Source organism: Prevotella fusca JCM 17724 (assembly GCF_001262015.1).
Taxonomy (GTDB): Bacteria; Bacteroidota; Bacteroidia; order Bacteroidales; family Bacteroidaceae; genus Prevotella; species Prevotella fusca.
Genome location: NZ_CP012074.1, coordinates 345,185 through 371,487 on the forward strand (window position 1 = coordinate 345,185; position 26,303 = coordinate 371,487).

The 26,303-nt window shown below is 44.8% G+C and carries 20 protein-coding genes, 1 other RNA gene and 1 pseudogene; 12 read left to right on the plus strand and 10 right to left on the minus strand.

Features of this window, described 5'->3' with window-relative positions:
- The first annotated feature begins 233 nt into the window (after positions 1-233).
- On the plus strand, positions 234-3,080 hold the full coding sequence (locus tag ADJ77_RS01395; protein WP_050695952.1) for a choice-of-anchor J domain-containing protein: 2,847 nt from the start codon (positions 234-236) through the stop codon (positions 3,078-3,080).
- Positions 3,081-3,406: 326 nt separating this feature from the next.
- On the opposite strand, the gene ADJ77_RS01400 is transcribed toward ADJ77_RS01395, so the two are convergent.
- Positions 3,407-3,748 (minus strand): DUF488 domain-containing protein, encoded by a 342-nt coding sequence (locus ADJ77_RS01400; RefSeq protein ID WP_025077942.1) that lies wholly within the window; start codon positions 3,746-3,748, stop codon positions 3,407-3,409.
- A gap of 396 nt (positions 3,749-4,144) precedes the next feature.
- Here ADJ77_RS01400 and ADJ77_RS01405 point away from each other — a divergent pair, with 396 nt between their 5' ends.
- Both ADJ77_RS01405 and ADJ77_RS01410 read left to right on the plus strand, forming a co-directional pair.
- Entirely contained in the window at positions 4,145-4,816 is a 672-nt protein-coding gene (locus tag ADJ77_RS01405) for a Crp/Fnr family transcriptional regulator (protein WP_025077941.1), read from the plus strand.
- A 48-nt stretch (positions 4,817-4,864) separates the two neighbouring features.
- Positions 4,865-5,800 (plus strand): calcium/sodium antiporter, encoded by a 936-nt coding sequence (locus ADJ77_RS01410; protein WP_050695953.1) that lies wholly within the window; start codon positions 4,865-4,867, stop codon positions 5,798-5,800.
- Between the two features lie 1,019 nt (positions 5,801-6,819).
- Here the strand turns inward: ADJ77_RS01410 and ADJ77_RS01415 are convergent.
- A complete protein-coding gene (locus tag ADJ77_RS01415) occupies positions 6,820-7,656 on the minus strand; it encodes a peroxiredoxin family protein (RefSeq protein WP_025077940.1) in 837 nt (278 codons plus the stop codon).
- Between the two features lie 401 nt (positions 7,657-8,057).
- Between ADJ77_RS01415 and ADJ77_RS01420 the strand changes: the two genes are divergently transcribed.
- From ADJ77_RS01420 to ADJ77_RS01440, 5 genes are all read left to right on the plus strand, one after another.
- Positions 8,058-9,725 (plus strand): hypothetical protein, encoded by a 1,668-nt coding sequence (locus tag ADJ77_RS01420; protein ID WP_025077939.1) that lies wholly within the window; start codon positions 8,058-8,060, stop codon positions 9,723-9,725.
- Between the two features lie 17 nt (positions 9,726-9,742).
- Positions 9,743-9,949 (plus strand): hypothetical protein, encoded by a 207-nt coding sequence (locus ADJ77_RS01425; protein WP_025077938.1) that lies wholly within the window; start codon positions 9,743-9,745, stop codon positions 9,947-9,949.
- 243 nt (positions 9,950-10,192) lie between these two features.
- The gene (locus ADJ77_RS01430) at positions 10,193-10,885 is read left to right on the plus strand and encodes a queuosine precursor transporter (protein ID WP_025077937.1); all 693 of its coding nucleotides are present in this window, start codon (positions 10,193-10,195) and stop codon (positions 10,883-10,885) included.
- A gap of 121 nt (positions 10,886-11,006) precedes the next feature.
- The gene (gene queF / locus ADJ77_RS01435; RefSeq protein WP_025077936.1) at positions 11,007-11,462 is read left to right on the plus strand and encodes a preQ(1) synthase; all 456 of its coding nucleotides are present in this window, start codon (positions 11,007-11,009) and stop codon (positions 11,460-11,462) included.
- A 32-nt stretch (positions 11,463-11,494) separates the two neighbouring features.
- The gene (locus ADJ77_RS01440) at positions 11,495-12,592 is read left to right on the plus strand and encodes an SGNH/GDSL hydrolase family protein (protein WP_025077935.1); all 1,098 of its coding nucleotides are present in this window, start codon (positions 11,495-11,497) and stop codon (positions 12,590-12,592) included.
- Positions 12,593-12,956: 364 nt separating this feature from the next.
- Here ADJ77_RS01440 and ssrA read toward each other — a convergent pair.
- Positions 12,957-13,357, minus strand: a transfer-messenger RNA (tmRNA) gene (ssrA, locus tag ADJ77_RS13125).
- A gap of 211 nt (positions 13,358-13,568) precedes the next feature.
- Between ssrA and mfd the strand changes: the two genes are divergently transcribed.
- The 4 genes from mfd to ADJ77_RS01460 all read left to right on the plus strand — a co-directional run bounded on the left by mfd (position 13,569) and on the right by ADJ77_RS01460 (position 19,731).
- Positions 13,569-17,099 carry a transcription-repair coupling factor gene (gene mfd / locus ADJ77_RS01445; RefSeq protein WP_025077934.1) on the plus strand — a complete coding sequence of 1,177 codons (3,531 nt, stop codon included), beginning with the start codon at positions 13,569-13,571 and terminating at the stop codon, positions 17,097-17,099.
- Between the two features lie 516 nt (positions 17,100-17,615).
- Positions 17,616-17,945, plus strand: a complete 330-nt coding sequence (locus tag ADJ77_RS01450) for a nucleotidyltransferase domain-containing protein (protein WP_050695954.1) — start codon at positions 17,616-17,618, stop codon at positions 17,943-17,945.
- On the plus strand, positions 17,939-18,337 hold the full coding sequence (locus ADJ77_RS01455) for a HEPN domain-containing protein (protein ID WP_025077932.1): 399 nt from the start codon (positions 17,939-17,941) through the stop codon (positions 18,335-18,337). Before ADJ77_RS01450 ends, ADJ77_RS01455 begins: the two co-directional genes overlap by 7 nt.
- A 32-nt stretch (positions 18,338-18,369) precedes the next feature.
- Entirely contained in the window at positions 18,370-19,731 is a 1,362-nt protein-coding gene (locus tag ADJ77_RS01460) for a dipeptidase (RefSeq protein WP_025077931.1), read from the plus strand.
- Between the two features lie 576 nt (positions 19,732-20,307).
- On the opposite strand, the gene ADJ77_RS01465 is transcribed toward ADJ77_RS01460, so the two are convergent.
- The 7 genes and pseudogenes from ADJ77_RS01465 to ADJ77_RS01500 all read right to left on the minus strand — a co-directional run bounded on the left by ADJ77_RS01465 (position 20,308) and on the right by ADJ77_RS01500 (position 26,219).
- Entirely contained in the window at positions 20,308-21,054 is a 747-nt protein-coding gene (locus ADJ77_RS01465) for a polyprenol monophosphomannose synthase (RefSeq protein WP_025077930.1), read from the minus strand.
- A gap of 266 nt (positions 21,055-21,320) precedes the next feature.
- Positions 21,321-21,536, minus strand: coding sequence for a hypothetical protein (locus tag ADJ77_RS01475; protein WP_050696207.1), 216 nt, complete (start codon positions 21,534-21,536; stop codon positions 21,321-21,323).
- A gap of 70 nt (positions 21,537-21,606) precedes the next feature.
- Positions 21,607-22,428, minus strand: a complete 822-nt coding sequence (locus ADJ77_RS01480; protein WP_050695955.1) for a lysophospholipid acyltransferase family protein — start codon at positions 22,426-22,428, stop codon at positions 21,607-21,609.
- Between the two features lie 12 nt (positions 22,429-22,440).
- Entirely contained in the window at positions 22,441-23,619 is a 1,179-nt protein-coding gene (locus tag ADJ77_RS01485) for a metallophosphoesterase (protein ID WP_025077927.1), read from the minus strand.
- Positions 23,616-23,913, minus strand: a pseudogene (locus ADJ77_RS01490) (vitamin B12 dependent-methionine synthase activation domain-containing protein); the annotation flags it as partial. The pseudogene ADJ77_RS01490 and the gene ADJ77_RS01485, both read right to left, overlap by 4 nt.
- Positions 23,909-25,258 (minus strand): dihydroorotase, encoded by a 1,350-nt coding sequence (locus ADJ77_RS01495; RefSeq protein ID WP_025077926.1) that lies wholly within the window; start codon positions 25,256-25,258, stop codon positions 23,909-23,911. The gene ADJ77_RS01495 and the pseudogene ADJ77_RS01490, both read right to left, overlap by 5 nt.
- A gap of 109 nt (positions 25,259-25,367) precedes the next feature.
- Positions 25,368-26,219, minus strand: coding sequence for a DUF4369 domain-containing protein (locus ADJ77_RS01500; RefSeq protein ID WP_025077925.1), 852 nt, complete (start codon positions 26,217-26,219; stop codon positions 25,368-25,370).
- Positions 26,220-26,303 lie beyond the last annotated feature (84 nt).

Here is a 26,303-nt window from a genome sequence, read left to right on the forward strand (position 1 = left end):
TGCTGCCAGTTTGTCTTGTCTGCTTTGTTGGGCAAGTCCACTAAATAAGGCAGATAAGCCTTGCAGGACTTATCCTACAATACTTTCTTTTGTAATAATAAGTGTGTGTTTATACACTTTACTGCAATTTATTTTCTTTTTTATAGTTCAAAATGAAATATTATATCATTAAACTTTGATTTTATTTACATATTATTTATATTTGCAACATGTTAATTAACAAATAAGTGTGAATGAAACATTTTTACTTATCTACAAAGCTATTTGTAAGTCTTTGCCTGGCTGGTCTTACAAACATGGCATCAGCACAGAAAGTAGTACCTCAAGTAACTAACACAGCTGCACAGGCTGCTTCTGCCGGCGCAACGAAGGAGTTGCTGGAGGACCCCTACTTCTATTCTTTTAATAATGGAAAGCCCGTACAGTGGCAGACAGCTGGAACAGTCACCCAGCTTAGTAGTGGTGACCGATACAGTAGCGATACAGGTTTCGGTGTAGGTATTGAGACAGCGGCAGGCGTTGAGGGATACCTCAAGCAGGTCATTGACCTCAAGCGGACAGGACAGGAAGTTGTTGCCGGCGATGAGCTGGAGTGCCTCGTGCATTATTGTACGATGGCGAGCAAGCGTCCTGAAGGACCGTTCCGACTCGCTTTGCGTTGGTTGGATGCCGCAGGGAAGGAGGTTTCTTCTGCTGAAAAGGATTTCATCAACAATCCGGAAATCTATTTCGGACGTATGAAGGCATATGCCGAACTGAAGTTCCGCACCGTCTGTCCTGCAGGAGCGGTGAAGTTGGAGTTTGCCCTTCTGGTAGCTCCGGAGAGCCAGGTACGCATGGACGACTTCAGTGTTCTGCGCCTGTCGGAGAAGGACAAGACCCCACTTGTGGCTGTTCTTCCACAGTTCCGCACGATGACTGGCGAGGTAGGACAGCCGACGGTTTTCCCAGTTGCGTTGCAAGGTATGCACCTTGCAGCCGACCAGAAGCCGAACTTCGCTGGTACAGAGTCGTCTTCAGTGATGAAGCTGGATGTAGAGAAACTGCCAAAGAACGGAACTCTCAAAGCCAATCTTACCGTTACTCCGAAGGTAGCAGGCGTCTATGTAGGTGGCAACACCTATAAACTTCGCTTCTCAGGTGCCGAGGCAGAGAACAGTGGTTCACTGAATCTTACGGGCTATTTCAAGAAGGCTAGCACCACACCTTCTATCCGTCTAAAGGGCGGATTGCAGGCTCGCACGATGAATGCTGTTCCTGGAAAGACGGATGTGCAGACGCTTGAGTTTGACATCAATGATGTTATCACGAATGTAAACCTTGCTTTGGTACAGAAGGCAAACGGTCCTTTCCGTATTGACGTGGGGCAGTATTACTACGCAACAAAGGCTGGTAAGCTCTATCAGCGTCCTGTGAAGGTAACCTTTGCACCGCGTGAAGCAGGCGAGTATGACGCCGTATTGAAGGTGTCAAGTGTCCTCGCTGATACGCTGGTTATCAATCTCAAGGGTGTCGCACAGGCTGCTGCATCAGCTGAACTGGTCGAGAAGTTCAGTGAAGACCGTGTGATGGACAGCCGCTTTACTGGTGCAGCATGGACTGGCTATCATAAGTTTGACTTAGGTTACTGGCGTCTTGATGGCAAGTGGAATGGTGCTGGAAATGTTACGCTTTCAGCAAAAGATACGCTCTATTATGACGAACTGCTTGCGGATGGTGTAAGTACACTTCAAATGACACCTGCTGCCAGTGCCGGGAAATGTACGGCTGAATATTCAGTTGACGGAGGCGGACATTGGACTGCTCTGGCTGCTGCTGATGCGGAAGGTAAGTACGTAGTCAATACACATCGTCCGACACTTGTCCGCTTTGTTTCCTCTGCCAGTGCGGATGTTCAGAGTGTGACCATCACTCCGAATACGACGGAAACCCGTCAGGTGTTTGTAGAAATAGAGGATGCAATGTTAAAGAATGCTGACAATGAACCTTTGGAAGTCCTCAATGAAACCTTCTCCGGCTTACGTCATACACGTATTCTCGGACTCAAGGGGTGGCAGAATCTTACCGTACGTGGCGAACGTCCGTTCTACGCATGGCAGCAGAAGGATGCCGCACAGACGGTTGTCGAGAATGAAGTGGCACAGATTTCCTTCCTGAAATACGGTGTAGTGGACAAGCGTGAGCATGAAAGCTGGCTTATCTTGCCGACACTCTCTTACAAGAAAGCAAAGAGCAAGGACTTGACCTTCAGTCTGATGTATCGCAACCAGACAGCCAACGGGCAGGAACAGTTCGGTTTCTATATCATCACGGAGAAGGATGGTAAGGCTCAGCCTTATTATTTAGACCTTTCTTCCTATGTGCCTGCTGGTGTCAAGTTGGAGGCTGATATGTGGTTCGACTATCGTATAGACCTGTCTAAGGTAGAGGGACTTGACATTGACGACAACTTCCATGTGGCATTCTCTTACTATAGTCCTGTGGGTGGCAATGGTACTTCTCTGAACTTCATGATAGATGATGTGACCTTCGGTCGCATCGATCTTCCAGAATTGAGTGTTGACAATGATTTCATCAGGTTCAATTTCCAAGCCGGACAGGAGATGACACCGCAGACTCTTAACATCTTCACAGACCGCACTACAGCACCTGTGACCATTACTTTAGCTCCATCTACCCAGAAAAAGTATTTCAAGGTTTCACATGACAAGCTGCCTGTTGACGGTGGTACAATCGCCGTTGGTTTCAAGAGCGATGACACCAAGACGCATGCTGCAGCACTGCTTGTCCAGACACGTGGTGCAGAGCCAATCATCGTGAAGTTGCTTGCACAGCCTGTCACAGCCGGTATCAGCAATGTTTCAGGTAATGGTGAGAATGCTCTCTTGCCAGTTGTTACAGGTTCAGAACTGATGGTTAACGGTAAGTACCAGCAGTATCAGCTTTTTGCAGCAGACGGTAGATTGTTGCAGCAAGGCGGTTACCAGCAGCGTATTGACCTGTCAGGTATCCAGTCGAAGATTGTCATTCTGAAGCTCAGAACTGATGATGGCATAAAGACCTTCACGTTAAAGCGTTAAGAAATCATCCTCTGATACTTAGGAAAAGGGTGTCAGAAAACATAAAAAGCAGGGACAGACACTATCGTCTGTCCCTGCTTCATTATTATTCCTGTCTGATAAAAAATAAAAAGCACAAGCTCCTATGCGGAGTTTCTTTTAAATGGATTATATCCTATAGGTCTTGGTGAAGTAAGCCCACTAATCAAGTATGTTTTATTTGTTTTTGGTAATACAACTCTTTTCTAATAACAAGTTGAAGCCCACATCGGTAACCCATTGCATGGTCGGAGTGGCTTGACGTCTCCTTTTTCAGAATCTCCAACGCAGTTTTGTGGAGTAAATTGCTATTCCGTCTTGAGCAGGTTCTGCAACACGACAGCATTGTTATGTTCTTCATCGTGTGCAGCGAATAGCAGGGTAGCAACAGGATGTGCCTTGAGTATGGCACGCAGCTCCTCCAAGGCCCCACTCTCTGCCAGCTCTGTACGGAACCGTTCGGCAAACTCGGGGAACCGTTCCGTATCATGTCCGAACCACTTTCGTAATTCATTACTTGGTGCAACCGACTTCAGCCAGAGGTCGATTTGCGCCTTTTCCTTGCTGATTCCCCTCGGCCATAATCGGTCAACGAGGATCCGATAACCGTCAGTTTCTTCTGTTGGTGTATAGATACGTTTGATTTTCATTGTCTTCTATGTTTCAAAAGAGGGTGATACGATGGAGTTATGATTGTGTGATTGCTATAAATATAGGTGTGCTGCATTGAATGCAAGTATGTTTCTTTGTTGTTTTCTTCCTTGCTTTACCGATGTGTTCAAGCCTTTTTCAGTCAGTCTTTCAGCTTAACGGAGGAATAGGGTGGTGCTGCAATGGCTGATGAGAGATAGCAGAATGACAGAAAGCAGGCTTGGACCTGTCGGTAATTAATAATGAAAACCTATTTGTATATACATTATTCTTACTTGTTTTATGTGTGCAAAATTACAGAATATCATTCAGAAAGCAGGGTAACAAATGTGTCTGGGTGAGGTTAAAACGAGTTAAATCCGTCGGAATAGAGAGAAACTTCGTAACTTTGCGTCATGGAAAGTAATGTAATGAACGCACTCCGTTCCTGTCCGCTTTTTGCAGGAATGAGTGAGATTGGGATAGAACTGACACTGGGAAATGTCACACACCAGCTTGTTTCCCTGCCATCACATGAGGTGTATGCCTTGGCAGGCATGCCTTGCAAGTATGTTGATATCGTAGTGAGTGGAAATCTTATCTGCCGCATGGCAGCCTTGTCGGGCAAGCAGGTAGAGGTAAGTCGGCTGCGCAGTGGCAATATGGTTGCCCCGGCTTTCATCTTCTCAAAGGACAGGAGTCTGCCCGTGAGCGTCGAGACAGACGGCAAAGTGCAGCTTTTCCGTATGCGTCCCGAGGAGCTGAAGCGGCTGATAGACATGGATGAAGCCATCCGCATGAACTTTATCCGCATCCTCTCGAACATAGATGTGTTCCTCACGCAGAAGATGAAAATCCTAAGTCTGTTCACTGTCCGTGAGAAGGTGGCTTATCTGTTGATGGAATGTGCAGGCGAGCAGGGCAGCAATGAGGTTCATCTTGAGCGTTCACGGCAGGAGATAGCAGACTCGTTCGGCATACAGAAGTTCTCGTTGCTTCGTGTACTTTCCGACTTCGAGAAAGAGGGCGCAATAGAGATTGACGGGCGAAACATCAAGATTCTTGACCGTAGGAAGATGTTGAAGTAATCGCTCTTATCGTCCAATTCCATTTGTTTTTTATATTCCAAAGATGTAATGATACTTAATGTTTTGTTTATTCTCACGGGGATTGTCCTCGTGTTGTGGGGTGCTGACCGACTTACTGATGGTGCTGTGGCTGTAGCGGAGAAGATGAAGATGCCACAGTTTGTAATAGGACTGACCATTGTCGCAATGGGTACAAGCATGCCGGAGTTCTGTGTGAGTCTGATTTCTGCGTTGCGTGGAACGTCAGACCTGGCAGTGGGCAACATCATCGGCTCAAACATATTCAATGCGTTGCTCATAGTCGGCGTGGCGGCACTGGTTGCCCCGATGACGATTATGAGGAGTACGGTGAGGAAGGACATTCCTTTTTCACTTGTTGCGTCAGCAATGCTGCTGATAATGTGTCTTGATGGCGACATAAACAGGATAGATGCTGCTGTCCTCTTTGCAATGTTCCTTATCTTTATGTATATGACTCTCAAGGGAGCAAGAACACAAGGTGCGAACGCCGGGGAGACTGTTGAGGCTGAAGGGAAGAAGCCAATGGCTACGTGGCTGTCAGTGGTGTGGATTTTCGTCGGTCTTGCCTGTCTGATAGGGGGTAGTAACCTGTTTGTGGAGGGTGCGACAGCTGTGGCAACAAACCTTGGTGTTTCAGAGGCTGTTATCGGTCTGACCATCGTTGCCGGGGGAACATCTCTTCCTGAATTGGCAACGAGTGTCGTTTCGGCCCGTAAGGGTAAGAGCGGTATTGCCATAGGAAACGCTCTCGGCTCTAACGTGTTCAACATCCTTGCCATCCTTGGTGTTACGGGCATGATAACCCCGATGAAGTTGCAGGGTATCACTGCAACCGACCTCTCCATGCTGGTTATTTCGATAGTCCTTGTATGGCTTTTCTCCTTTACCAAGTACAGGATTATGCGATGGGAAGGAGCTGTGCTGACGGCGGTGTTTATAGGTTATATCTATTCTTTGCTGTAAATAGCCACCTTGTTCAAATTAGTGCTGCCCGGTAAACCTCTCCTGTACAAGTCAGTCATTAGTATGTTCGATATGTTGTAATGACCATAATGAACTTTTCTTCCCGTTTTAAACCGATGTGTTGTTGCCCGTCACGCATGGTGTTGGGTACTAAACACGTTGCAATAGGCTGTTGGGATGTGAGCGGTCTGTTGTCAGGAAAGAATTGTGCTACTGCAAATAAACAAAACATCTTTGATTAAGAGGGGCTTACTTTTACAAAGATAATATGATATAATCTATTTGGAGAGATTCTTACCTATAGAATATGGGTGAGTATTCCTGTGTATGGAAGGTTTTGAATTATCTTTACATAATTTCGAATCATCCTTGCGTAGAAAAGGTAGAAAAGTGTGTTTTGGAAGGTGTTTGTAACCATTTGTGAACCAGTTGGTTATGAAATGCTGTTTGAAAAGGTGCTTAGTTGGGCTTCAAAAGGGCGTTAATTAGACCTCAAAAGGGCGTTAGTTGCAATGCAATTAAGGCTTAATTGGAATGCAATTCAGCGTTGATTTGATTTTGAGTAAGGAAAAAAACGGACAAAAGCATATTCTTGCTACCTCCCTGAGATGGGGGAGTTGGTTACGGCGACACTCCCTGTTTAGCCCCAGTCGGTCATTAGAGCCCGTCAGGAAACAATACGATTAATAAGGATAATGAGTCCATTGTGGCTTGATGAACTGTTTGGGTTAACCCAAGTCTATTCCGAAAGCAAAGCCATTGATAAGCAATAATGGATGTCATGGTTGTAATGAACAGGTCTGGACCTTATCTCCTTTCTTTTAAAATATTATCTAAATAAAATATTCCCAGATATTAGTATGTGAGTACCAATGCCTGGGAATAGATATGAGGAAGCTGTTACAGGGCTTTGCCCTTGCCTTAACAGGTGTTTCTGTGTACTTTGTATAATCCTTTAGGACTGTATCAGATAGCGATACAAATCTATCAGGAATAAGACTGCTTAGCGGTCTTATCTCTTATTTCAGCTTCTCAGCCAGTACCTCCAGCAACTTTGCTTCTCTGAGGTCCATGGCTACAATCTTGCCCTCTGGGTCGAGGAGAATATTGGAAGGGATGCTGCGGATGCCATAGATTGCTGATGCTGAGGACTCCCATCCCTTGAGGTCTGACATCTGAGGCCAGGTCATGCCCAGTTTCTCAACAGCCGCTGACCACTGCAGTTTCTTGCTGTCGAAGCTGATACCGATAATCTCCAGACCTTTGTCTTTGAAACGTTTGTAAGCCTCAACAACGTTTGGCATTTCAGCACGACAGGGACCACACCAGCTTGCCCAGAAGTCAACCAGTACATATTTGCCTTTGCCAACCCACTGGCTCAGCTTCACCTGCTTGCCATCAAGATCCTCCATCGTGAGATCCTTGTACATAGAGCCCGGCTGGCGCAGCTTGTAAGAGTCGAAGAGCTGCTTTACCTTTGCCATTTCAGGTTCGTTGTAGTAGCCAGTCGTTGGGTCGCAGAGTTCCTTCAGCTCGTCGAATTCCACATCATACATGATGTTTGCAACATACTTTGCTGGGAACTTTGTGTTCTTGAACTTTCTGGCAATCTCCAGGGCTGTAGTCTTCTGTGCGTTGTAAAGAGAGTCAGCTTTCGTCATGATTTCGTTTAACTTAGCCTTTTCAGCATCCGTGAAACTTGCAGGATCCTTCTTTCCGAAAGTCTGGTAATCAGCCTCAAGCGTTTTGTACTGTGCCTCAATCTGAGACATCTTCTCTTCGTATGGCTTTGTGTCTTGCGCATTGGCAGCGAAAGCAGCTGTAGCCAGCACTGTCATTAAAATAATTTTCTTCATGTTAGTCATTATTTTCGATAAGACTACAAAAGTAATGATTTTCTGTTTATCACAATGGGTAATTATGTTTTTTTATGCGTTTACCATCTTATTTATACGCAATTACAACATAGTGTTGCCTGTAAGACGGATGCTGATGAATGGTTTTTGAGTATCTTCGTTGTCCTGGTTTCTGTAAAAAGCGCACATGATGTTTAAGATGTGTATTAAAGTGTTTTGATGGTAAAATATTTGCAAATATATCGAAAAACCAACTTAAATGTAATGTAATATAATAAAACTTTATTAATAATATTGTTACTTTTTTTATAGTTTTATGTAAAGTGCTATTTTTGTATAGCTGACTCATGAAGATTGTACTCATCAGCTAAAAAAACTTATAATATATAATATAAAATCTTATGGTTAAAAGTTTACATTCAATCCTGACACTTGTATTGGGATTATTTTCAGTGACTTCAATGGCTCAGAACGCACGAGTCACACCTGTCACAGCTCCGGAAGGAGGTTATTATCGTATTGTAAATGCCAAACAGCGTACTGATGACAAGCAATATGTGTATGTAACAGGAAAGATTGCCGCACAGCCTAATGCCACTAAAGCTGGAGTTGCAACATTGGCGGGTACTGTGGTACACCTTGAAACAAAGGTTGATGACAAAGACCCAGGCAGGCTTAATGTAACAACTCTTCGCTCTCAAGGCGTTGATGTTATCAATGGGTATTTGAATCCTGCGATTGAAAAGGTGGAGGGTGAGCTGAAGAAAAAGTTGAAAGAGAAACTTGGTGAATTAGGAGGGAATCTTGCCTATGGTACTATTAAACTTGATGTGATTGGAAAGTGGGATTTGAAGATGCATATGAAGCCTGTAAAGACATCTGATAATCGTAATGCTTACTATGCCTTCGCGACAGTCCCATCTATGGTGCCTGTTGTTAATTTTTATACAAGCTATTCTCAATTCCCCATCGTCGGAGGGAAGGTTAAGAATGCAGTAAAGGCTGTCTCAATGGATTTGTACAATGCTTTGGAAGCAAAGAATCCTGATAAGGTATGGGGTGTTGTGATGCAACTTGCATTGGCGAAGATTGAAAGCAGCCCATACGCTGGTACTGAAATTGCGAACGTTGTCAAGCGTTATATTGAAGCTAAACGTATCAATCAGGGACAAACTTATTATCTGATCTCTGGTGCGCTCAAGAAGGTCACAAAAGATAAAGCGTATGACCCAAATAATCCAACTGGAACATCACATAATGAATATGATGGTACTGAAGCGAAGTTTGACTTTGTCAATAATAATACTACTGACCAGTGGTATGGCCCAGAGCTTCCTGTCACAGGAGATGCTGCTATGTGGATTCTTGAGAAGGTGGATGATGCAAACTACTTCGGTGTGAAGCCTTCTGATAAAATGAAGGGTAAGGATGGTAAGTATTATACCACACTCTATGTTGACTTCCCATTCCAGATCAAGGGAAATGTGATGGCTTATATCATTGAGGGTGTAAATGATAAGGATGCATCAGGCTACTACTATGCCAAGGTGAGGAAACTGGCTGGTCAAGGTGAGGTCGTTCCTGCACAGACAGCTGTTGTCTTAGAGTGTAACTCAACAAATCCTGCTGATAATCAGTTGTTACCTCAGGGTGATGAAAAGTTTAATCCAAGTAATAACCGCCTCTGTGGAACATTCTTTGGAGCGACTATTAATGGCTTAACAGTTAAGGATGGTACTGATACAGAACGCAATGTAACACCTGATAACATCCGTGCATTCAATATCAACGACAAGGATTTGAGCAACCCGATTGGTTTCTACAAGGTTAAGAAGGGTGTTACAACTGTTCCTGGAAACAAGGCATTCCTTGTATTGACTGACGCAGAGGCACAGGCAAAGGGCTTTATCTTGACCTTTGAAGACGGTAGTACGACAGGTATCGAAACAGTCGAGACCTCAAAGGGCAACATAGAAGACGGTGTTTACTATGACTTGCAGGGTCGTCGTGTTGAGAACCCAACCCGTGGTATCTACATCGTGAATGGTAAGAAAGTTGTAATTAAGTAAGAAGGAGGATGATTATTATGAAGAAGATATATTTAACTCCTCAGTGTGAACAGGTCGTCCTGAATGTCAATGGTGACATTCTTGATAATAATTTTGGTAATCAGAGTGGTGTGCCGGTAGAACCACAGAAACCTGGTCCAGGTGGTTCTGACGAAGGCGTAGGTGGCTTTGAAGCCAAGGAAACCGAATGGGGCGATATTCATTTCACTCCTTGGGAGGATTAAAGCCTATTCCGATAGGTCTGTAGTGTAGTTCTTGGTCTTATCTAAAGCTACATTGCACATAATGAAAAGTGTGTCAGAAGGCTGATTCTGTAAACGGACAGAGTGTCTGTTCTTGCAGTTCAGCGTTCTGGCACACTTCTCTTTTTCGGTATAAGTTAAGGCTGTTTGGATAAAATTGTGTACCTTTGCAGCCGCTTTATTGAATAGGGGTACTTGATAAACCCCCTTTAACAAAACAAGATAATGACAAAAAGTAAGCAACAAGTGAGTGTGCTGTTTATGCTTTTCAGCATCCTCTTTTGTGTTTGTCTCATCTCGGCAAACATTCTTGAAACAAAGCAGATTTCAGTGTTAGGTATCTCATTGACAGGTGGATTGATCGTGTTTCCAATCTCTTACATCATCAACGACTGTGTCTGTGAGGTATGGGGTTTCCAAAAGACACGTCTCTTGATATGGACAGGCTTTGCCATGAACTTCTTTTTTGTGGCAATGGGTGCACTGTGTGATTGGATTCCGGGTGCGCCTTATTGGAACAATGACGCTGGTTTCCATGCCATCTTCGGTCTGGCTCCACGTGTTGCAGCAGCTTCTTTCGTTGCTTTCATCGTGGGCTCATTTGCCAATGCCTATATGATGAGCAGGATGAAGATTCATGACAAGGGGCGCAACTTTTCATTGCGTGCCATCCTCAGCACTATTGTAGGTGAGAGTTTCGACTCCATCATCTTTTTCCCGTTGGCATTGGGTGGTGTCGTTCCTACAGAGGAACTTCCGAAGCTGATGCTGTGGCAGGTAGCGTTGAAGACAATCTATGAGGTAATTGCTCTTCCAATAACTATCCGTGTGGTAAAGGCTTTGAAGGCACATGAGGGTGAAGATGTTTACGACAACAACGTGAACTACAGTATCTGGAAGATATTTGCATTAAGCTGAATTAATCAAGAAGTTAAAGGAACAGAAGGAGTTAAGCCAATATTGCTTGTTGCCAACCAGGCGACTGAAACACTTGGCTTAACTCCTTTTAATTTATTCTAAATCCCATAAATAGAAGAATATGGAAAGAAATGAAGAAGGCTTGCAGTCATTAGGCTCGCAGACCCAATATAAGATGGATTATGCGCCAGAGGTGCTGGAATCATTTGTAAACAAACATCCCGATAATGACTATTGGGTACGCTTCAACTGTCCTGAATTTACAAGTCTGTGTCCTATCACTGGTCAGCCGGACTTTGCTGAGATTCGTATTTCATACATCCCAGACGTGCGTATGGTAGAGAGTAAGAGTCTGAAACTTTATCTCTTCAGCTTCCGTAATCACGGCGACTTCCACGAGGACTGTGTGAACACGATTATGAAAGATCTTATCAAGTTGATGGACCCTAAGTATATCGAGGTTACAGGTCTCTTCACACCACGTGGCGGTATCAGCATCTATCCTTATGCTAATTATGGTCGTAAGGGTACAAAGTATGAGCAGTTGGCTGAACAGCGGTTTATCAATCACGAATAACGAAGGTGTATATTAATAAAAACCATTAAGATATGCGGAAACCTATAACAGCAATCATCGGCTTTGTATGTATCCTGTCCAGTGCAATGCAGGCTCATGCACAGACTTTCTCTTGGCATAACCCTATGCAGGAAGCAGTGTCAGTAATCAATGGAAGGGCGTGGGATGGAGAAATCGGCAACAGCTATGCACGACTGCCCGAACGCTTCCAGCAGCGTGTTCCATTAAAGGTTTGGAACCTTTCAAGGAATGCTGCAGGGCTAAGTGTAAAGTTCTCTACCAACGCACGCAACCTACAAGTTAAGTACACGATTGCTGACGCACCGCAGTTGCCTAATATGTCCAGACTCAACCAGGCTGGCATAGACCTCTATGCAACTAATTCAAGCGGTCAGACACACTGGATAGGCAACCACATGCTGTGGAACTGGGGTGACACGATAACGTTCACCTTCCGCAATCTCGAAACCAAAGCGGGTGTCTACGAGTTGTTTCTGCCTCCTTATAGTACGGTGACAAGTCTCAAGGTAGGCTGTGACGAGGGTGCTTCTTTCCGTTTTATACCTTCCCGGAAGGAGAAACCTGTAATCATCTATGGCTCGTCCATAGCTCAGGGTGCGTCCCCTTCTCGTCCTGGACTTACGTGGACGAATATCCTAAAGAGGCTGACAGGCTATAATATCGTTAATTTAGGCTTCAGTGGTTCCTGTCTGATGGAGCCGGTACTCTTTGATGCAATCAGCGAGATAGATGCCAAGTGCTTTATCATTGACCCTATCCCGAACAGTTATCGCCTTACGGATAAGGAGATAACAGATCGTATCCGCTATGGTATTCTCTGTCTGCGCAAGAAGAGCAAAGCGCCTATCATCGTGTCGGAAAGCTATCCGCAGGCTGATATTGTCTTCAATCCGCATGCTGAAGAGCGTATGCGAACAGCTAACAAGGCATTGCAGGCTGCTGTAAACCAGTTGCAGAAGGAGGGTGTCAGTGGTATCTATTACCAGTTCGGTAAGGATATTCCGTTCACGGAAGACGCTATGATTGAGGCTTCTCACCCCAATGACATTGGCTGTGTGGCTTATGCCAAAGCCTATGAAAGAATGCTGAAGAAGATCTTTCGTAAATGATATTTCAGTTGATTGCTGTTCGATAAAACTTAAGCAGACTCTCCTTGCTCTCATAGGGGTAATGTGTTGCTTGGTGTTTAGCGGTCAACACCATTGGTGTTAACTAATAGCACGACACGTGCTGAGCATCAGCACGTGTCGTGCGGAGCAGCAATACATTGGTTGAAGACGGTAGTTGGTCTTTTGTGTAATCATTGAATAGTAAGATTCTAAGGGCTAATTTGTCGGACAGATGTTTGCCAGACAGCACGAAACTCAATTATACTAAGAATTAAAGCAATAGCAAAAAGCAGGGGATGCACAGATTTGTGCATCCCCTGCTTTTTATTACTGTTTCATAAGATTCTCCTCTTCGGAGAAGATAATGTGGACCTGGTGGGAGTCGAACCCACGTCCGCACAAGGAAACCATACGCTTTCTACACGTTTATTCCAGCCTTCGGTTTTCGTATGTCGGCAAGACCTGGACCACCAATCGACATCTTATCCTCTAAATTTTCATCAGTGCAGCGAGGCATACACTGACTATTCCCGATTTAACCTGCATCGCTAACTCTCTGGATTCGGAACAAGATCCTCGGAGCGATGTCTCGTCCAGCTATCTAATAGCTGGATAAAGCCAGTAATCTACTGTACTTCGATTAGGCAGCGAGAGCGTAATTGTTTTCGCCAATTAATTTTTCGATAACTGAGATTTAGGAGCCAGTCAACGATGCTCCGCGTGCTTACGTACCATCTCGTCTTGCCGTCAAATCCAAACAAGCCCATAGTACTGATGAGGAATTTTGCAGGTTAAAAGTGGTGTTAATCCAATCTTGTTTTCCTGTTGTTCCTCTGCTGTTTCCACTGAATCAGACTGCAAATATAAGGAGAGTTCACGAAACTACCAAATCTTTAAGCACTTTTCTGCTTAATTTCATAGATAATTGTCCTCTGTCTGAATTTTATTGTAACTTTGCAGGCACAACGCATTTGCGATGAAGATACAGGATATACAGAAACTATACGCTATGCTGCCACAGGCAGGAGCGATACAACAGATACAGGAAGATAAGTCGGTAAGAACTGTTTTCCTGCAAGGGCTCGTGGCATCAGCTGCTCCGATGTTCTTTGCATCAATAGCTGAACGATGGAAGTCGACGACAGTTTTCGTGCTGAATGATAACGATGAGGCTGGTTATTTCTATAATGACCTCAAGACCATAGCTATGCCATCGGATGGTGAAGGAAAGGTGGCGGAGGTGCTGTTCTTCCCTTCTTCCTATCGTCGTGCCGTGAAGTATGGGCAGCGTGATGCGGGCAATGAAATCCTGCGTACAGAGGTTCTCACACGCCTTTCTGCACTTGCTTCGGAGGATGATAGTACATATCCGCTTTATATCGTCACTGAACCATCAGCCTTGTCAGAACTCGTTGTGTCAAAGAAGCAGTTGGACGAGCGTCGTTTGACATTGACAGTTGACCAGCATATTGACATTGTTGAGGTGGAGAAAACCTTACGTTCCTTTGGCTTCACTGAGACTGACTATGTTTATGAGCCGGGTCAGTTTGCCGTGCGTGGTAGTATTATAGATGTGTATTCCTTCTCAAATGAACTTCCTTTCCGTATTGACTTCTTCGGTGATGATATTGAGACTATCCGTACCTTTGAAGTGGAAACGCAGCTGTCTGATGAGAAATTGAAACGTATTGAGATTGTGCCGGAGCTGACTACAGCCTCAGAAGAGAAAGTCCCTTTCCTGCAGTTCCTGCCAGATGATGCGGTGTTGGCATTCAAGGACTTCCTTTATGTTCGTGATGCAATTGATAATATCTATCAGGAAGGGTTTACTAATCAGGCGTTGACGGAGAAACTTGAAGGCAAGACTGAGATGGAGCAGCGCGAATTAGAGCAGGCTTTCCGTAAGGAGGGACAGCTTGTTCCTGCCTCACGGTGGATGAACGATGCGCTTGACTTCCGCCGTATAGAGTTCGGCATCAACCATTCCACCTCTGATCAGGCGAAGAAGAAGGACGGTGCACGGGCTACCATCAGCTTCAGCACGTCACCGCAACCGCTCTTCCATAAGAACTTTGACCTGCTGTCCAAGACTCTTCGTGACTATCTTCTACAAGGTTATAAACTCTATATCTTTGCTGATAGTGAGAAACAGACGGTACGTCTTAGGGATATTTTCGACTCGTTGTCTGATACCAGTGTGTCACCTGAATCAGAGAATCTATCCGTAGCCGATATGTCTGGAGAGGGTAAGGATGCGACAGTGGGGGCTCTTCCTTTCATACCTGTAAACCGAACACTGCATGAAGGCTTCGTTGACAGTACGCTGAAAGTATGTTTCTTTACTGATCATCAGATTTTCGACCGTTTCCATAAGTACAATCTCAAGTCTGACAAGGCTCGTCAGGGCAAGATGGCATTGACGATGAAAGAGTTGCAAGAGATGGAACCCGGCGACTTCCTTGTGCATGTAGACTTCGGTATTGGTAAGTTTGCCGGTCTTGTTCGTGTTCCTGCCGGCGATTCCTATCAGGAGATGATACGTCTTGTTTATCAGCATAATGACATTGTGGATGTGTCTATTCACTCACTTTACAAAATCAGTAAGTATCGTCGTGCTGACAGCGGCGAACCTCCACGATTGTCCGTTCTTGGCTCGGGTGCTTGGGACCGACTGAAAGAAAGGGCGAAGAAGCGTATCAAGGATATTGCTCGCGACCTCATCAAACTCTATGCTAAACGTCGTCGTGAGAAGGGTTTTTCCTTCTCTCCCGACTCTTTTATGCAGCACGAATTGGAGGCTTCATTCCTTTATGAAGACACACCCGATCAGTTGAAGGCTACACAGGAACTCAAACAGGATATGGAAAGTGCACGACCTATGGACCGTCTGGTTTGTGGTGATGTGGGCTTTGGTAAGACGGAAGTGGCTATTCGTGCTGCTTTCAAGGCTGCTGTGGATAATAAGCAGGTGGCAGTATTGGTACCGACAACGGTTCTTGCCTTCCAGCATTACCAGACTTTCAAGAAGCGACTGAAAGATATGCCTGTGCGTGTAGACTATCTCTCACGTGCTCGTAGTACCAAGCAGACCCGTCAGGTGCTTGAGGATCTGGCTGCAGGAAAGATTAATATTCTTGTTGGCACGCATAAGTTGATAGGTAAGTCGGTAAAGTGGAACGACCTCGGACTGCTCATCATTGACGAAGAACAGAAGTTCGGAGTGTCTACAAAGGAGAAACTCCGACAGCTGAAAACCAATGTCGACACGCTGACGATGTCGGCAACTCCTATCCCACGTACGCTTCAGTTCTCGCTGATGGGTGCACGTGATATGAGTATCATGCGTACACCGCCACCTAATCGTTATCCTATTCAGACCGAGATTGCCTCTTTCTCATCCGAAGTGATTGCAGATGCCATCAACTTTGAGATGAGCCGTAACGGACAGGTTTACTTCGTCAATGACCGCATCAGCAATCTCCCGGAGATAGCAAACCTTATCAAGAAGTACGTGCCTGACTGCCGTATTGCCATCGGACACGGACAGATGAAGCCTGAGGAGTTGGAGGAAATCGTGATGGGCTTTATGAACTATGACTATGATGTACTGCTTTCAACAACGATTGTTGAGAATGGTATCGATATTTCCAATGCTAATACCATCATCATCAATGATGCTCATCGCTTCGGACTCTCCGACTTGCATCAGATGCGTGGGCGTGTGGGACGTTCCAACAAAAAAGCCTTCTGCTATCTCCTTGCTCCGCCTTTGGCAGCACTGAACCCAGAGGCACGTCGCCGTCTGGAAGCATTGGAAACCTTCTCTGACCTTGGAAGTGGTTTTAACCTTGCTATGCAAGATCTTGATATCCGGGGTGCGGGTAACCTTTTAGGGTCTGAACAGAGCGGATTTATGGAGGATTTAGGGTACGAAACCTATCAGAAAATCCTCAATCAGGCGGTGATGGAGCTGAAAAATGATGAGTTCCAAGATCTTTATGCAGAGGAAATGGAGGAAGGAAAGCAGATTTCGGGCGATGACTTTATTGACGATTGTGCCGTGGAGAGCGACCTTGAAATGTACTTCCCTGATAACTATGTGCCGGGTAGTTCAGAGCGAATGTTACTCTATCGTGAACTGGATAATATAGAAAAGGATGAAGACCTCGATGCCTATCGTAAGCGTCTGCAAGACCGTTTCGGTCCTGTTCCACGTCAAGGTGAGGAGCTTATGCAGGTCGTTGCACTTCGTCGTGTGGGCAAGCGGTTGGGTTGTGAGAAGATTATTCTCAAGCAGGGGCGTATGCAGATGCAGTTTGTTTCTAATCCTAATAGTGTTTACTATCAGAGTGAAGCCTTTGACAAGGTACTCAACTACATCGGTTATCATCCTCGCCGTTGCAATCTGAAAGAGCGCAATGGTAAGCGTTCAATGGTGGTAAGCGATGTTGCGACGGTAGGAGAGGGCGTAATGGTGCTGCGTGACATAGAGCATCCACGGTCATAATCTTTAATGGGGCAAGGTACGCCATTGCCCCTTAATCTCCTTATTTACGCTTCAAAGGAATGTAATGGACAAGTGACTCTTCTTGCTATGAGTTTTACTCATGGACTAAGATGTTGTGTGTTGCTTTTTTATATGCCCTTTTTAAGAGACTTATGAAAGCCAGTTTAGGACTTTGATAATCAGTAGTTTATGTTTTTCTATACTACAACTTCCGAATTATTTTCATGAAAATAAATATTTTCTTTCATGAAAATAATTATTTTTCTTCACGACAATAATTATTTTTTTTCATGAAAATAATTCGCAGAATAAGGCTTTGTTGAATATTAGAGGAGCCCGTTTCTATGATGATTTATACTACTTGACAAATCAATTAATGGTTGATATTCATAGTTTTGGAGCTATTCGCATATCGTATGTAAATATATTGGATAATGCCATTATGGACAAGTAGACAAGAATAAAAGCACGGAAAAACTTGCAAAAGTCATAAATGATGCTTAAATTTGCGTACAGATGATGAAAGAAGTAAAACATAATGATGTGTTAAAGTCTATTAGTAATATTGCTATGGAACTAAAACCTGAAAACGGAAAGATTATTCTTTTCGGTTCACAGGCTCGTGGTGATGCAAATGAAAATTCAGACTGGGACATTCTTATTCTTCTTGATAAGGATAAAATTGAAGAATCAGACCATGATAAATTTACCTATCCTTTTTGGGAACTTGGATGGAAAATTAATGCAATGATTCATCCTATCATCTATACCTTGCAGGAGTGGGCTTCTCGTATTCACTCCCCTTTCCACAACAATGTTGAATCAGAGGGGATTGTATTATGCTGACAAGTGAAGATAGAAAGATACTTGTAACATGTCGCATTGAGAAAGCAAAGGCGGTTTTAGTTGAAGCACGTGATAATGCTCGGTTAGGTCATTGGAGCCTTGTTGGAAATCGTTTATACTATGCTGTCTATCACATGGCACAGGCTTTACTCCTTGACAAAGGGTTATCTGCAAAGACACACGCAGGAACTATTCATATCATAGGGCAGCAGTTTATCTCTGTTGGACTTATTGACAAGACTTATGGGAGGTTGTTTTCTCGCTTATATGAGTTACGTCAGTCAGGTGACTATGATGATATGTTTGATGCTACGGAGGAACAAGTTATGCCTTATTTTGGTCAGGTAGAGAAATTTATCTGTGAAATGGAAACATTAGTAACTTTCAAATAAAAAAAGAAAATAATCACAACAAATAAAGAATTATGATTAAGAAATATGTAGAAGAGAATAAAGACAGAATGCTCGAGGAGTTGTTCAGTCTGATACGCATACCAAGCGTAAGTGCACAACCAGCTCATAAGGAGGACATGGTACGCTGTGCCGAGCGTTGGAAGGAACTGCTGCTTGAGGCTGGTGTTGACAAAGCTGAGGTGATGCCATCAAAGGGTAATCCAATGGTTTACGCTGAGAGAATGGTTGATCCTAACGCAAAGACTGTATTGGTTTATGGTCACTATGACGTGATGCCTGCAGAGCCATTTGAGCTTTGGAAGACTGAACCATTTGAGCCAGTTATCAAGGACGGCCATATCTGGGCACGTGGTGCTGATGATGATAAGGGTCAGTCATTCATGCAGGCAAAGGCATTCGAGTATCTTAACAAGAATGACTTGCTGAAGCATAATATGAAGTTCATCTTTGAAGGTGAGGAAGAGATTGGCTCTGGTAGCCTCGGTCCGTTCATCGAGGAGCACAAGGAACTCTTGGCTTGCGATGTAATCCTCGTTTCAGACACAGGTCTTATCGGTCCTGATACTCCTTCTATTACAACTGGTTTGCGTGGTTTGTCTTACTGGCAGATTGAGGTGACTGGTCCTAATCGTGACCTTCACTCAGGAACTTTCGGTGGTGCAGTGGCTAACCCTATCAATGTTCTTTGCAAGTTGATAGCTGACGTAACTGGTCCTGACGGCAAGATTCGCATCCCTGGCTTCTATGATGATGTCGAGGAGGCTTCTGATGAGGAGCGCAAGCTCGTTGCATCTATTCCTTTCAATGAGGAGGAATATAAGAAGTCTCTCGGCGTGAAGGCTCTCTTTGGTGAGGAAGGCTACAGTACGATTGAGCGCACAGGCTATCGCCCAACCTTCGATGTATGCGGTATCTGGGGTGGTTACACTGGCGATGGTGCGAAGACCGTTATCCCATCAAAGGCATACGCAAAACTTTCTTCACGTCTTGTTCCACATCAGGATCATACAAAGATTAGCCAGTTGGTAGTAGATTACTTCAACAGCGTTGCTCCTGATTACGTTACTGTGAACGTAGAGAAGCACCATGGTGGTCACGGCTATGTTTGTCCTATCGACTTCCCAGCTTACAAGGCTGCTGAGCGTGGCTTTGAGGCTGTATTTGGTAAGCGTCCGTTGCCAGTACGTATCGGTGGCAGTATTCCAATCATCTCTACCTTCGAGAAGCTGCTCGGTGTGAAGACTGTTCTCATGGGCTTCGGTTTGGAGTCAAATGCTATCCATTCTCCAAACGAGAATATGCCTGTTGACCTTTGGTTGAAGGGCATTGAGACCATCATTAACTTCCACCTTGAGTACGATAAGGAAGCATAAGTGAAGCATCAAGACACAGTAGGTTGTGTCAAGACATAGTAACGAAGGAACGTCGTTCTCTGTAGTAACAAAGCCTTTTCGTGTAAAGGTAAGGCTTACTGCAGAGAATGATGTTCCTTTTGTTTTTATTGTAGTTCGATAAAGTTGTGTTACATACTATCTCATGTGGAGTCCTATTTAGATGGACAATCACACATTACTCTTACTGGTATAACCCATCTTTAACTATAAATCACTCCGGCATATTGTACTCGTGTTGAGTACTCACACAACTGGTGCTTAGCAAGAACACCAGTCGTGTTGGGCTGCAACACGTTTGCGGAGGATGGGTAGATACGCCCATTCCTGTCATCAAACAGTAAAGAGCTTGTGTGGGCAATGATTGCCGAATAGCATTATATTGAGGTGTAATAAATAGGAATAAGTCTTTTGAAGGGATGCTATATAGGAAGCAACCTATCCGTTTTTTTATAGAAGACAATGTATCTTATATAATTAAAAACAGCCATAGCTGCTTCCAGTTATGGCTGTTTGATGATATTTGACCCTAAAACGTTTTCTCTTGTAAAGGCTGTGTTAGTTTTGTATTTTTGGATACTTTCTGAACCATCCGTCCATACGAAGACGCATGACACCGAAGAAGGCTTCGGAGAAGATGCCACCGCTCATCTTGCTGGTTCCCTCACGACGATTGACGAAGATGACAGGTACTTCCTTTATTTTGAAGCCAATCTTGAAGGACGTGAACTTCATCTCAATCTGGAACGCATAGCCTTTGAAACGAATCATGTCTAATGGGATTGTCTCAAGGACACGGCGACGATAACATACGAATCCGGCTGTGGTGTCGTGTACGTGGAAACCTGTTACGGCACGGACGTATTTGCTGGCAAAATAACTCATCAATACGCGTCCGATAGGCCAGTTGACCACGTTTACACCGCTGACATAGCGTGAGCCGACAGCAACATCGTAGCCTTCGTCATGTGTAGCTGCATAGAGGCGGGGCAGGTCGTTAGGGTCATGGCTGAAGTCGGCATCCATCTCAAAGATGTAGTCGTAGCCATGTTCCAATGCCCATTTGAAGCCAGTGATATAGGCAGTGCCTAATCCCAGCTTTCCTGAACGCTCAATGATAAAGAGGCGGTCAGAGAACTCTGTCTTTATCAGATTATGTACAATCTGTGCCGTCCCGTCAGGACTTCCGTCATCAATTACCAGGATGTGGAAAAACTTCTCCAGTTGGAATACCGCCCGGATAATCTTCTCCATATTCTCTTTTTCGTTGTATGTCGGTATGATTACAATGCTATCGCTTGTCATAGATTTTTGTTTTTTGCAAAAGTAGTATATTTACCTGAAAGTAACAAAAATATCAGGCGGTTTCAATAATTAAATGTTTCCTTGATGGTAAATTGTTTCTGCCCATTCGGGTATCTCGCTTGTGTATTGCTTTATTACCTCTCCTTCAGACATACGGAAAAGTAATTCCATCCATTCATGATGTAGAATTCGAGAAGTAATAGTCGTTTTATCAGACCCGTTAGGTCCAGCAATGACTATAAGAACTGGGCGATGATCTTCATTTATCATAAAGAATCCGTTGGGTTGGAAATATTTTTATAATTCCATTCTTTTAATCTTTTGGCAGCTTCTTTACGAAGTTGAGAGAATAGCTGTTGGTGAGCTTTCTCGTCTCTTTTCTTAGCTATTGCAGCTGCCTCACGCATAAGTTGTGAAAGAACCTCGTCAGAAGGCTCTTCAACGCCCGTCAGTTTATATGTATCAATCGTTTGTTTACTCATAATGATTCTTTTATACTGATAAGGACAAATGTAGTATAAAAATATGATACTGATAAGTTTTTCCCAGTCTTTATTGGTCTGGATTTTCAACGAAGCCTTGGTATTCGGGTGTAAGACCAGACATGACGGAATTGTATGCCTCGGCCATGGTCTGCTTCTCGAACTCTGTACCTTTACCCTTTGGGAAGATAGGCTTGTGGATGGTGAGGCTTAGACGGTGCCATACGGGGAAGTGCCAGTCCTTGGTGCGTGGCATGACATTGAAGGAACCATTGATGGTGAGCGGGCAGACAGGCAGCTGAAGTTCATCAGCCAGCATGAAGGCACCGCGGCGGAACTTACCCATGTGACCTGTAAAACTGCGTGCACCTTCAGGGAACACCACTACCGACATACCTTCACGGAGGGTTTCGCGTGCTGTGTCGTAAGTTTTTTTAATCTTACTTGCACCACTCTTGTCCACATAGATATGGTGTGCCTTCTCGCAAGCCAGTCCGACCAATGGAATCTTTCGGATTGCCTTCTTCATCATCCATTTGAAGTTGCGATTGAGAAAACCATAAATGAGGAAGATGTCAAAGGAACCTTGATGATTGCTGACAAAGACGTAGCTTTGCTTTGGGTCAAGATGTTCACGTCCTTCAATCTTGACAGGGAGAAAAAGCAGTCGGATAATCAGCCATGACCAGCATTTTCCCGGATAGTATCCCCAGAAGTGTCCATTGCCCAGCTGGCAGCCTATGGTGGTTGTCAAAGCTGTGAGAATGGAAGCAATGGCGAAGAGAGGGAGGACGATGAGTATCGTATAGAGGTTGTACAGAAAGGTCAGGAGCAGTACCGGTACTGAACGGTGGGCTGTTGGACGCTGCTGTTGAGATGTGGAATTGCTCATAGATGGTTCTTTTTAATTCTGTTTCTTAGTATGTAGCGTTATCACTGCTATTTCATTGGGCATATTGAGACGGAAAGGTACGAGTCCGCCCAATCCTGCTGTTACGTAGAGGTAACGTCCCCCCTGTTCGTAAAGTCCGCAGTCCTCTTGCTGTCGGATACTGGTTGGACGCCACCCGAAGAACTGCATCTGTCCGCCATGTGTATGTCCACAGAGCGTCAGTTGTGCATGTGTCTTGGGAAGTATAGACCGTCTCCATGCTGACGGGTCGTGCTGTAACATGATCATAAACGAGTTCTTGCTTATTCCCTTGGTTGCTTTCTGATAGTCAGAATAGTTAGGGAAAGGAGGCTTGCCGTCGTTTTCCGTACCACAGATATAGATGGAGTCTTTGTCGGGGGAGATAATGATACTATTCTGATTGCGCAGGAGTTTCCAGCCTAATCGTTTTTCTTCTGCAGCAACCAGCCGTGCTTCCTGTGCAGCTTTCTCTTTAAAATCACCTTTTATATATTCTGTATAATCATGGTTTCCCAGAACTGCTATCGTACCTTTCATGGGCTGGCGGATTACTGACACCATCTTCTCAACCTCTTGCGGACGCATGTTCTGCAAGTCACCTGTGAAACAAATGAGGTCAGGTCTTTGCTTTTCTATGCTGTCCATCTCTGCTTTCAGAATCTTCTTACGCCATCCGTCGAATGTTCCAAGGTGCAGGTCGGATACATGTACAATGCGATAGCCGTCAAAAGACTTCGGTAAATCCTTGAAATAAAGGTCTACATGTTTTACCTGGATGGTTGAAACACCATAGGTAAGTCCATAGACAAATGCTCCGAAGGCGCAGGTGCCCAAGAGTATCCCTATGTAATGTCCCCAGTTGCGATGTGTATGCGTGATGTACTTACGCACAATCCACCCTAAGAATGATGTGAGGGTGAAGATTGCTTTTGGCCCAACAAACATACCGAGCAGGAACAGATAAGTGTTCATCCAGGTGAGATCGGCAGGTGCGAAGTTGCGAATGGATGCTAAGGCACAGGTATAGATGACCATGCCAATACATGGCATCCACCACAACAGGCGTTGCCACCAGGTGATGTGGTAACGCTTGCGGAAATAGTGCATGTCAATGTACAGGTCAGACAGCACTATTATTAATATAAGGTATATGACGATTCTGGCTATCATTTTTTTAAAAGGGCTGAACCAAGAAACTTCCTGGCAGTGTCTACAGGTAAGTTGCGGCGATGGGCATAGTCTTCCAACTGGTCTTCACCTATCTTCCCTAAGTCGAAATACTGGCTTTGGGGATGTGCGAACATGAAGCCCGATACGCTGGCATGGGGTATCCATCATGCCGGTCTCTGTCAGGCTGATACCGATGCTCTTCATATCCAGTAATTCATAAAGAAGAAAGTTTACACTGGTGTCAGGTAGGGACGGATAGCCGATGGCAGGACGTATGCCTTGGTACTTTTCAGTTATCATTTCGGAAAGTAAGTCTTTCACCACGTATAGTATGGTCGAATTCTCCTTCATTTAATAGGTGATGTCCATTACAGAAGGTATGTAATACGCGCCATTGATAGGTGTGTCCCGTCATCGGGCTCCATTTGCATTTGCTTTGAATACACTCCTCATTGACAGTCCAAGGCTGGTGAGGTGAGACGATGGTGATGTCGGCTTTATATCCTTTACGCAGGAAACCACGTCGGTCTATTCGGAAGAGACGGGCAGGTGCGTGCGACATGAGTTCCACCATCTGCTCCATGGTAAGCACGCCTTCGTCAACCAGTTCCAGCATCGTAACGAGTGAGAACTGAACCATCGGCATACCCGATGCAGCCTTGGCACACCCACCTTGCTTCTGTGTCAGTAGATGTGGGGCGTGGTCAGTGCCAATCATTGTAATGCGTCCGTCCGTGAGTGCCTGCCGAATGGCTGTGCGGTCAGCAACGGTCTTGACAGAAGGATTGCATTTGATGAGTGCTTTCTTCGTGAGATAATCTTCACTGGAGAAGGCTATGTGAGCTATTACAGCTTCTAAAGTTATTCTTCCTTCATCCTCAGGCTGATTTGCCAGTGACAGTTCTTTTGCCGTAGAGACGTGTGCAATATGGAGTTGTGTCTTGTATTTCCGTGCCAGTTCCACAGCTAATAGTGATGAAGTCCAGCATGCTTTTTCGCTGCGTATCTCCCAGTGATGGGTGATGTCAGGGTCATCGCCAAACTGTTCTTTGGCAGTTTTCATGTTCTCATTGATAATTCCTGAATCCTCACAGTGGGTCATCACGGGCAGATTCAGTTCGGCTGCGGTACGGAAAGTCAGCTCTAAGGCATCACGTCGGTCAACGAGCATGTTTCCAGTTGAGGCTCCCATGAAGAGTTTTATTCCTGGAATTGTATGGGCGTCCAGTTGAGGAAACAACTTGTAATTAGCATTGGTTGCGCCGATGAAGAAGCTGTAGTTTACATGGCTTGACTGCCGTGCACGTTCCCACTTGTCGTGCAATGCCTCCAATGTTGTAGTCTGTGGTGCGGTGTTCGGCATTTCAAAGTAGGAAGTAACACCTCCGTATGCAGCAGCACGGCTCTCACTTTCAATATCAGCTTTCTCAGTCAGTCCTGGCTCCCGGAAGTGAACATGGTCATCAATGACACCCGGTAATACAAAACACCCCGTGGCATTGACGGTTTCGTCAAATGAACCACGGGGTGTTTGTTTTCCTTCTATAATCTCAGTGATACAGTCGTTCTCTATGACGAGCGAACCGATGAAGTTTCGCCCTTCGTTGACGATTGTTCCGCCTTGGATGAGTTTCCTCATAAGTTTTTGTTGTTAGGGGTTGTTTGTGTTTATTCTGAGTTGGTGCCTCAGAATGTAGGACAATGCCTCCGCTCGCAGGAAGTAAAGGCAAGAGAACGGCACAGAGCTTTTACTCTGGGATGGAGTCGCCTGCCATCTGAGCTGGTGTTGGAGGTGCAGCGGCGTTTGGTGTTGTTCCGGCGGCATCTGGAATGACTGCACCGGCAGGTTCAGCCAAGCCGTTCATCTCCTTTTGTGCCTGTTGGAAGTCAGCGTAGAATGCTTTTATCCGTGAATTCTGTTTGAATGTATCTGTTGCCTTTGTCATGATGTATTCAACCCATGCTGGTAATTGGTTGATGGCATTGGCATACATGTAGTCGTTCATCCATATTGGATAGGCGTTTGGTGTCGTCTCATAGCTGATACGTGTGAGGAAACACCATGGTCCAAGTACATTGTCAAAGTTCTCAGTAATGAACTTTGTGAACAGCTTATCCCCTTTTGCATATACGTTCAAAGCCTTCTTGATGAGACGTGCGTTTACCGTCTCCTCATCATGTCCATTCATAATGTCAGCACTTTCCTCATGGTCAATCTCCGCATACTGATTGCGTAGCTGTGTGAATTTAGTCCAGAAATCATTTAGCTTGTCATTCAGTGGCGTGCCGCCGACACGTTGCTGTGTATTGTCCAGTTTGACAGTAATGTCTCCCTTCTCGATGACAACAGGAAACTGCAGGTTGATGTCATCCATGAAAACCTGTGCTATTTTGGCTGAGTCAACAGTCCCATGAAAAGCAAACTGACCATGAACCACATCACAGGAGTCCAAATCAATCAGCGAGTCGGCCTGGTCGGTTTTCAGATACAGCTTACGCCCATCCAGACTTGATACGTTGGATGTTCCTTGGATGTTAAAAGAGTTGGCACACGATGTGAACGCTATAAGCGACAGAAGTGCATAGAGGACTTTATTCATAGATCATTAACTGGTTCTATTTCTTCTCTGACAAAATTACATCCTATAATTGAAGTCGAGAAACTTTTTTGTTCAAATTAAAAC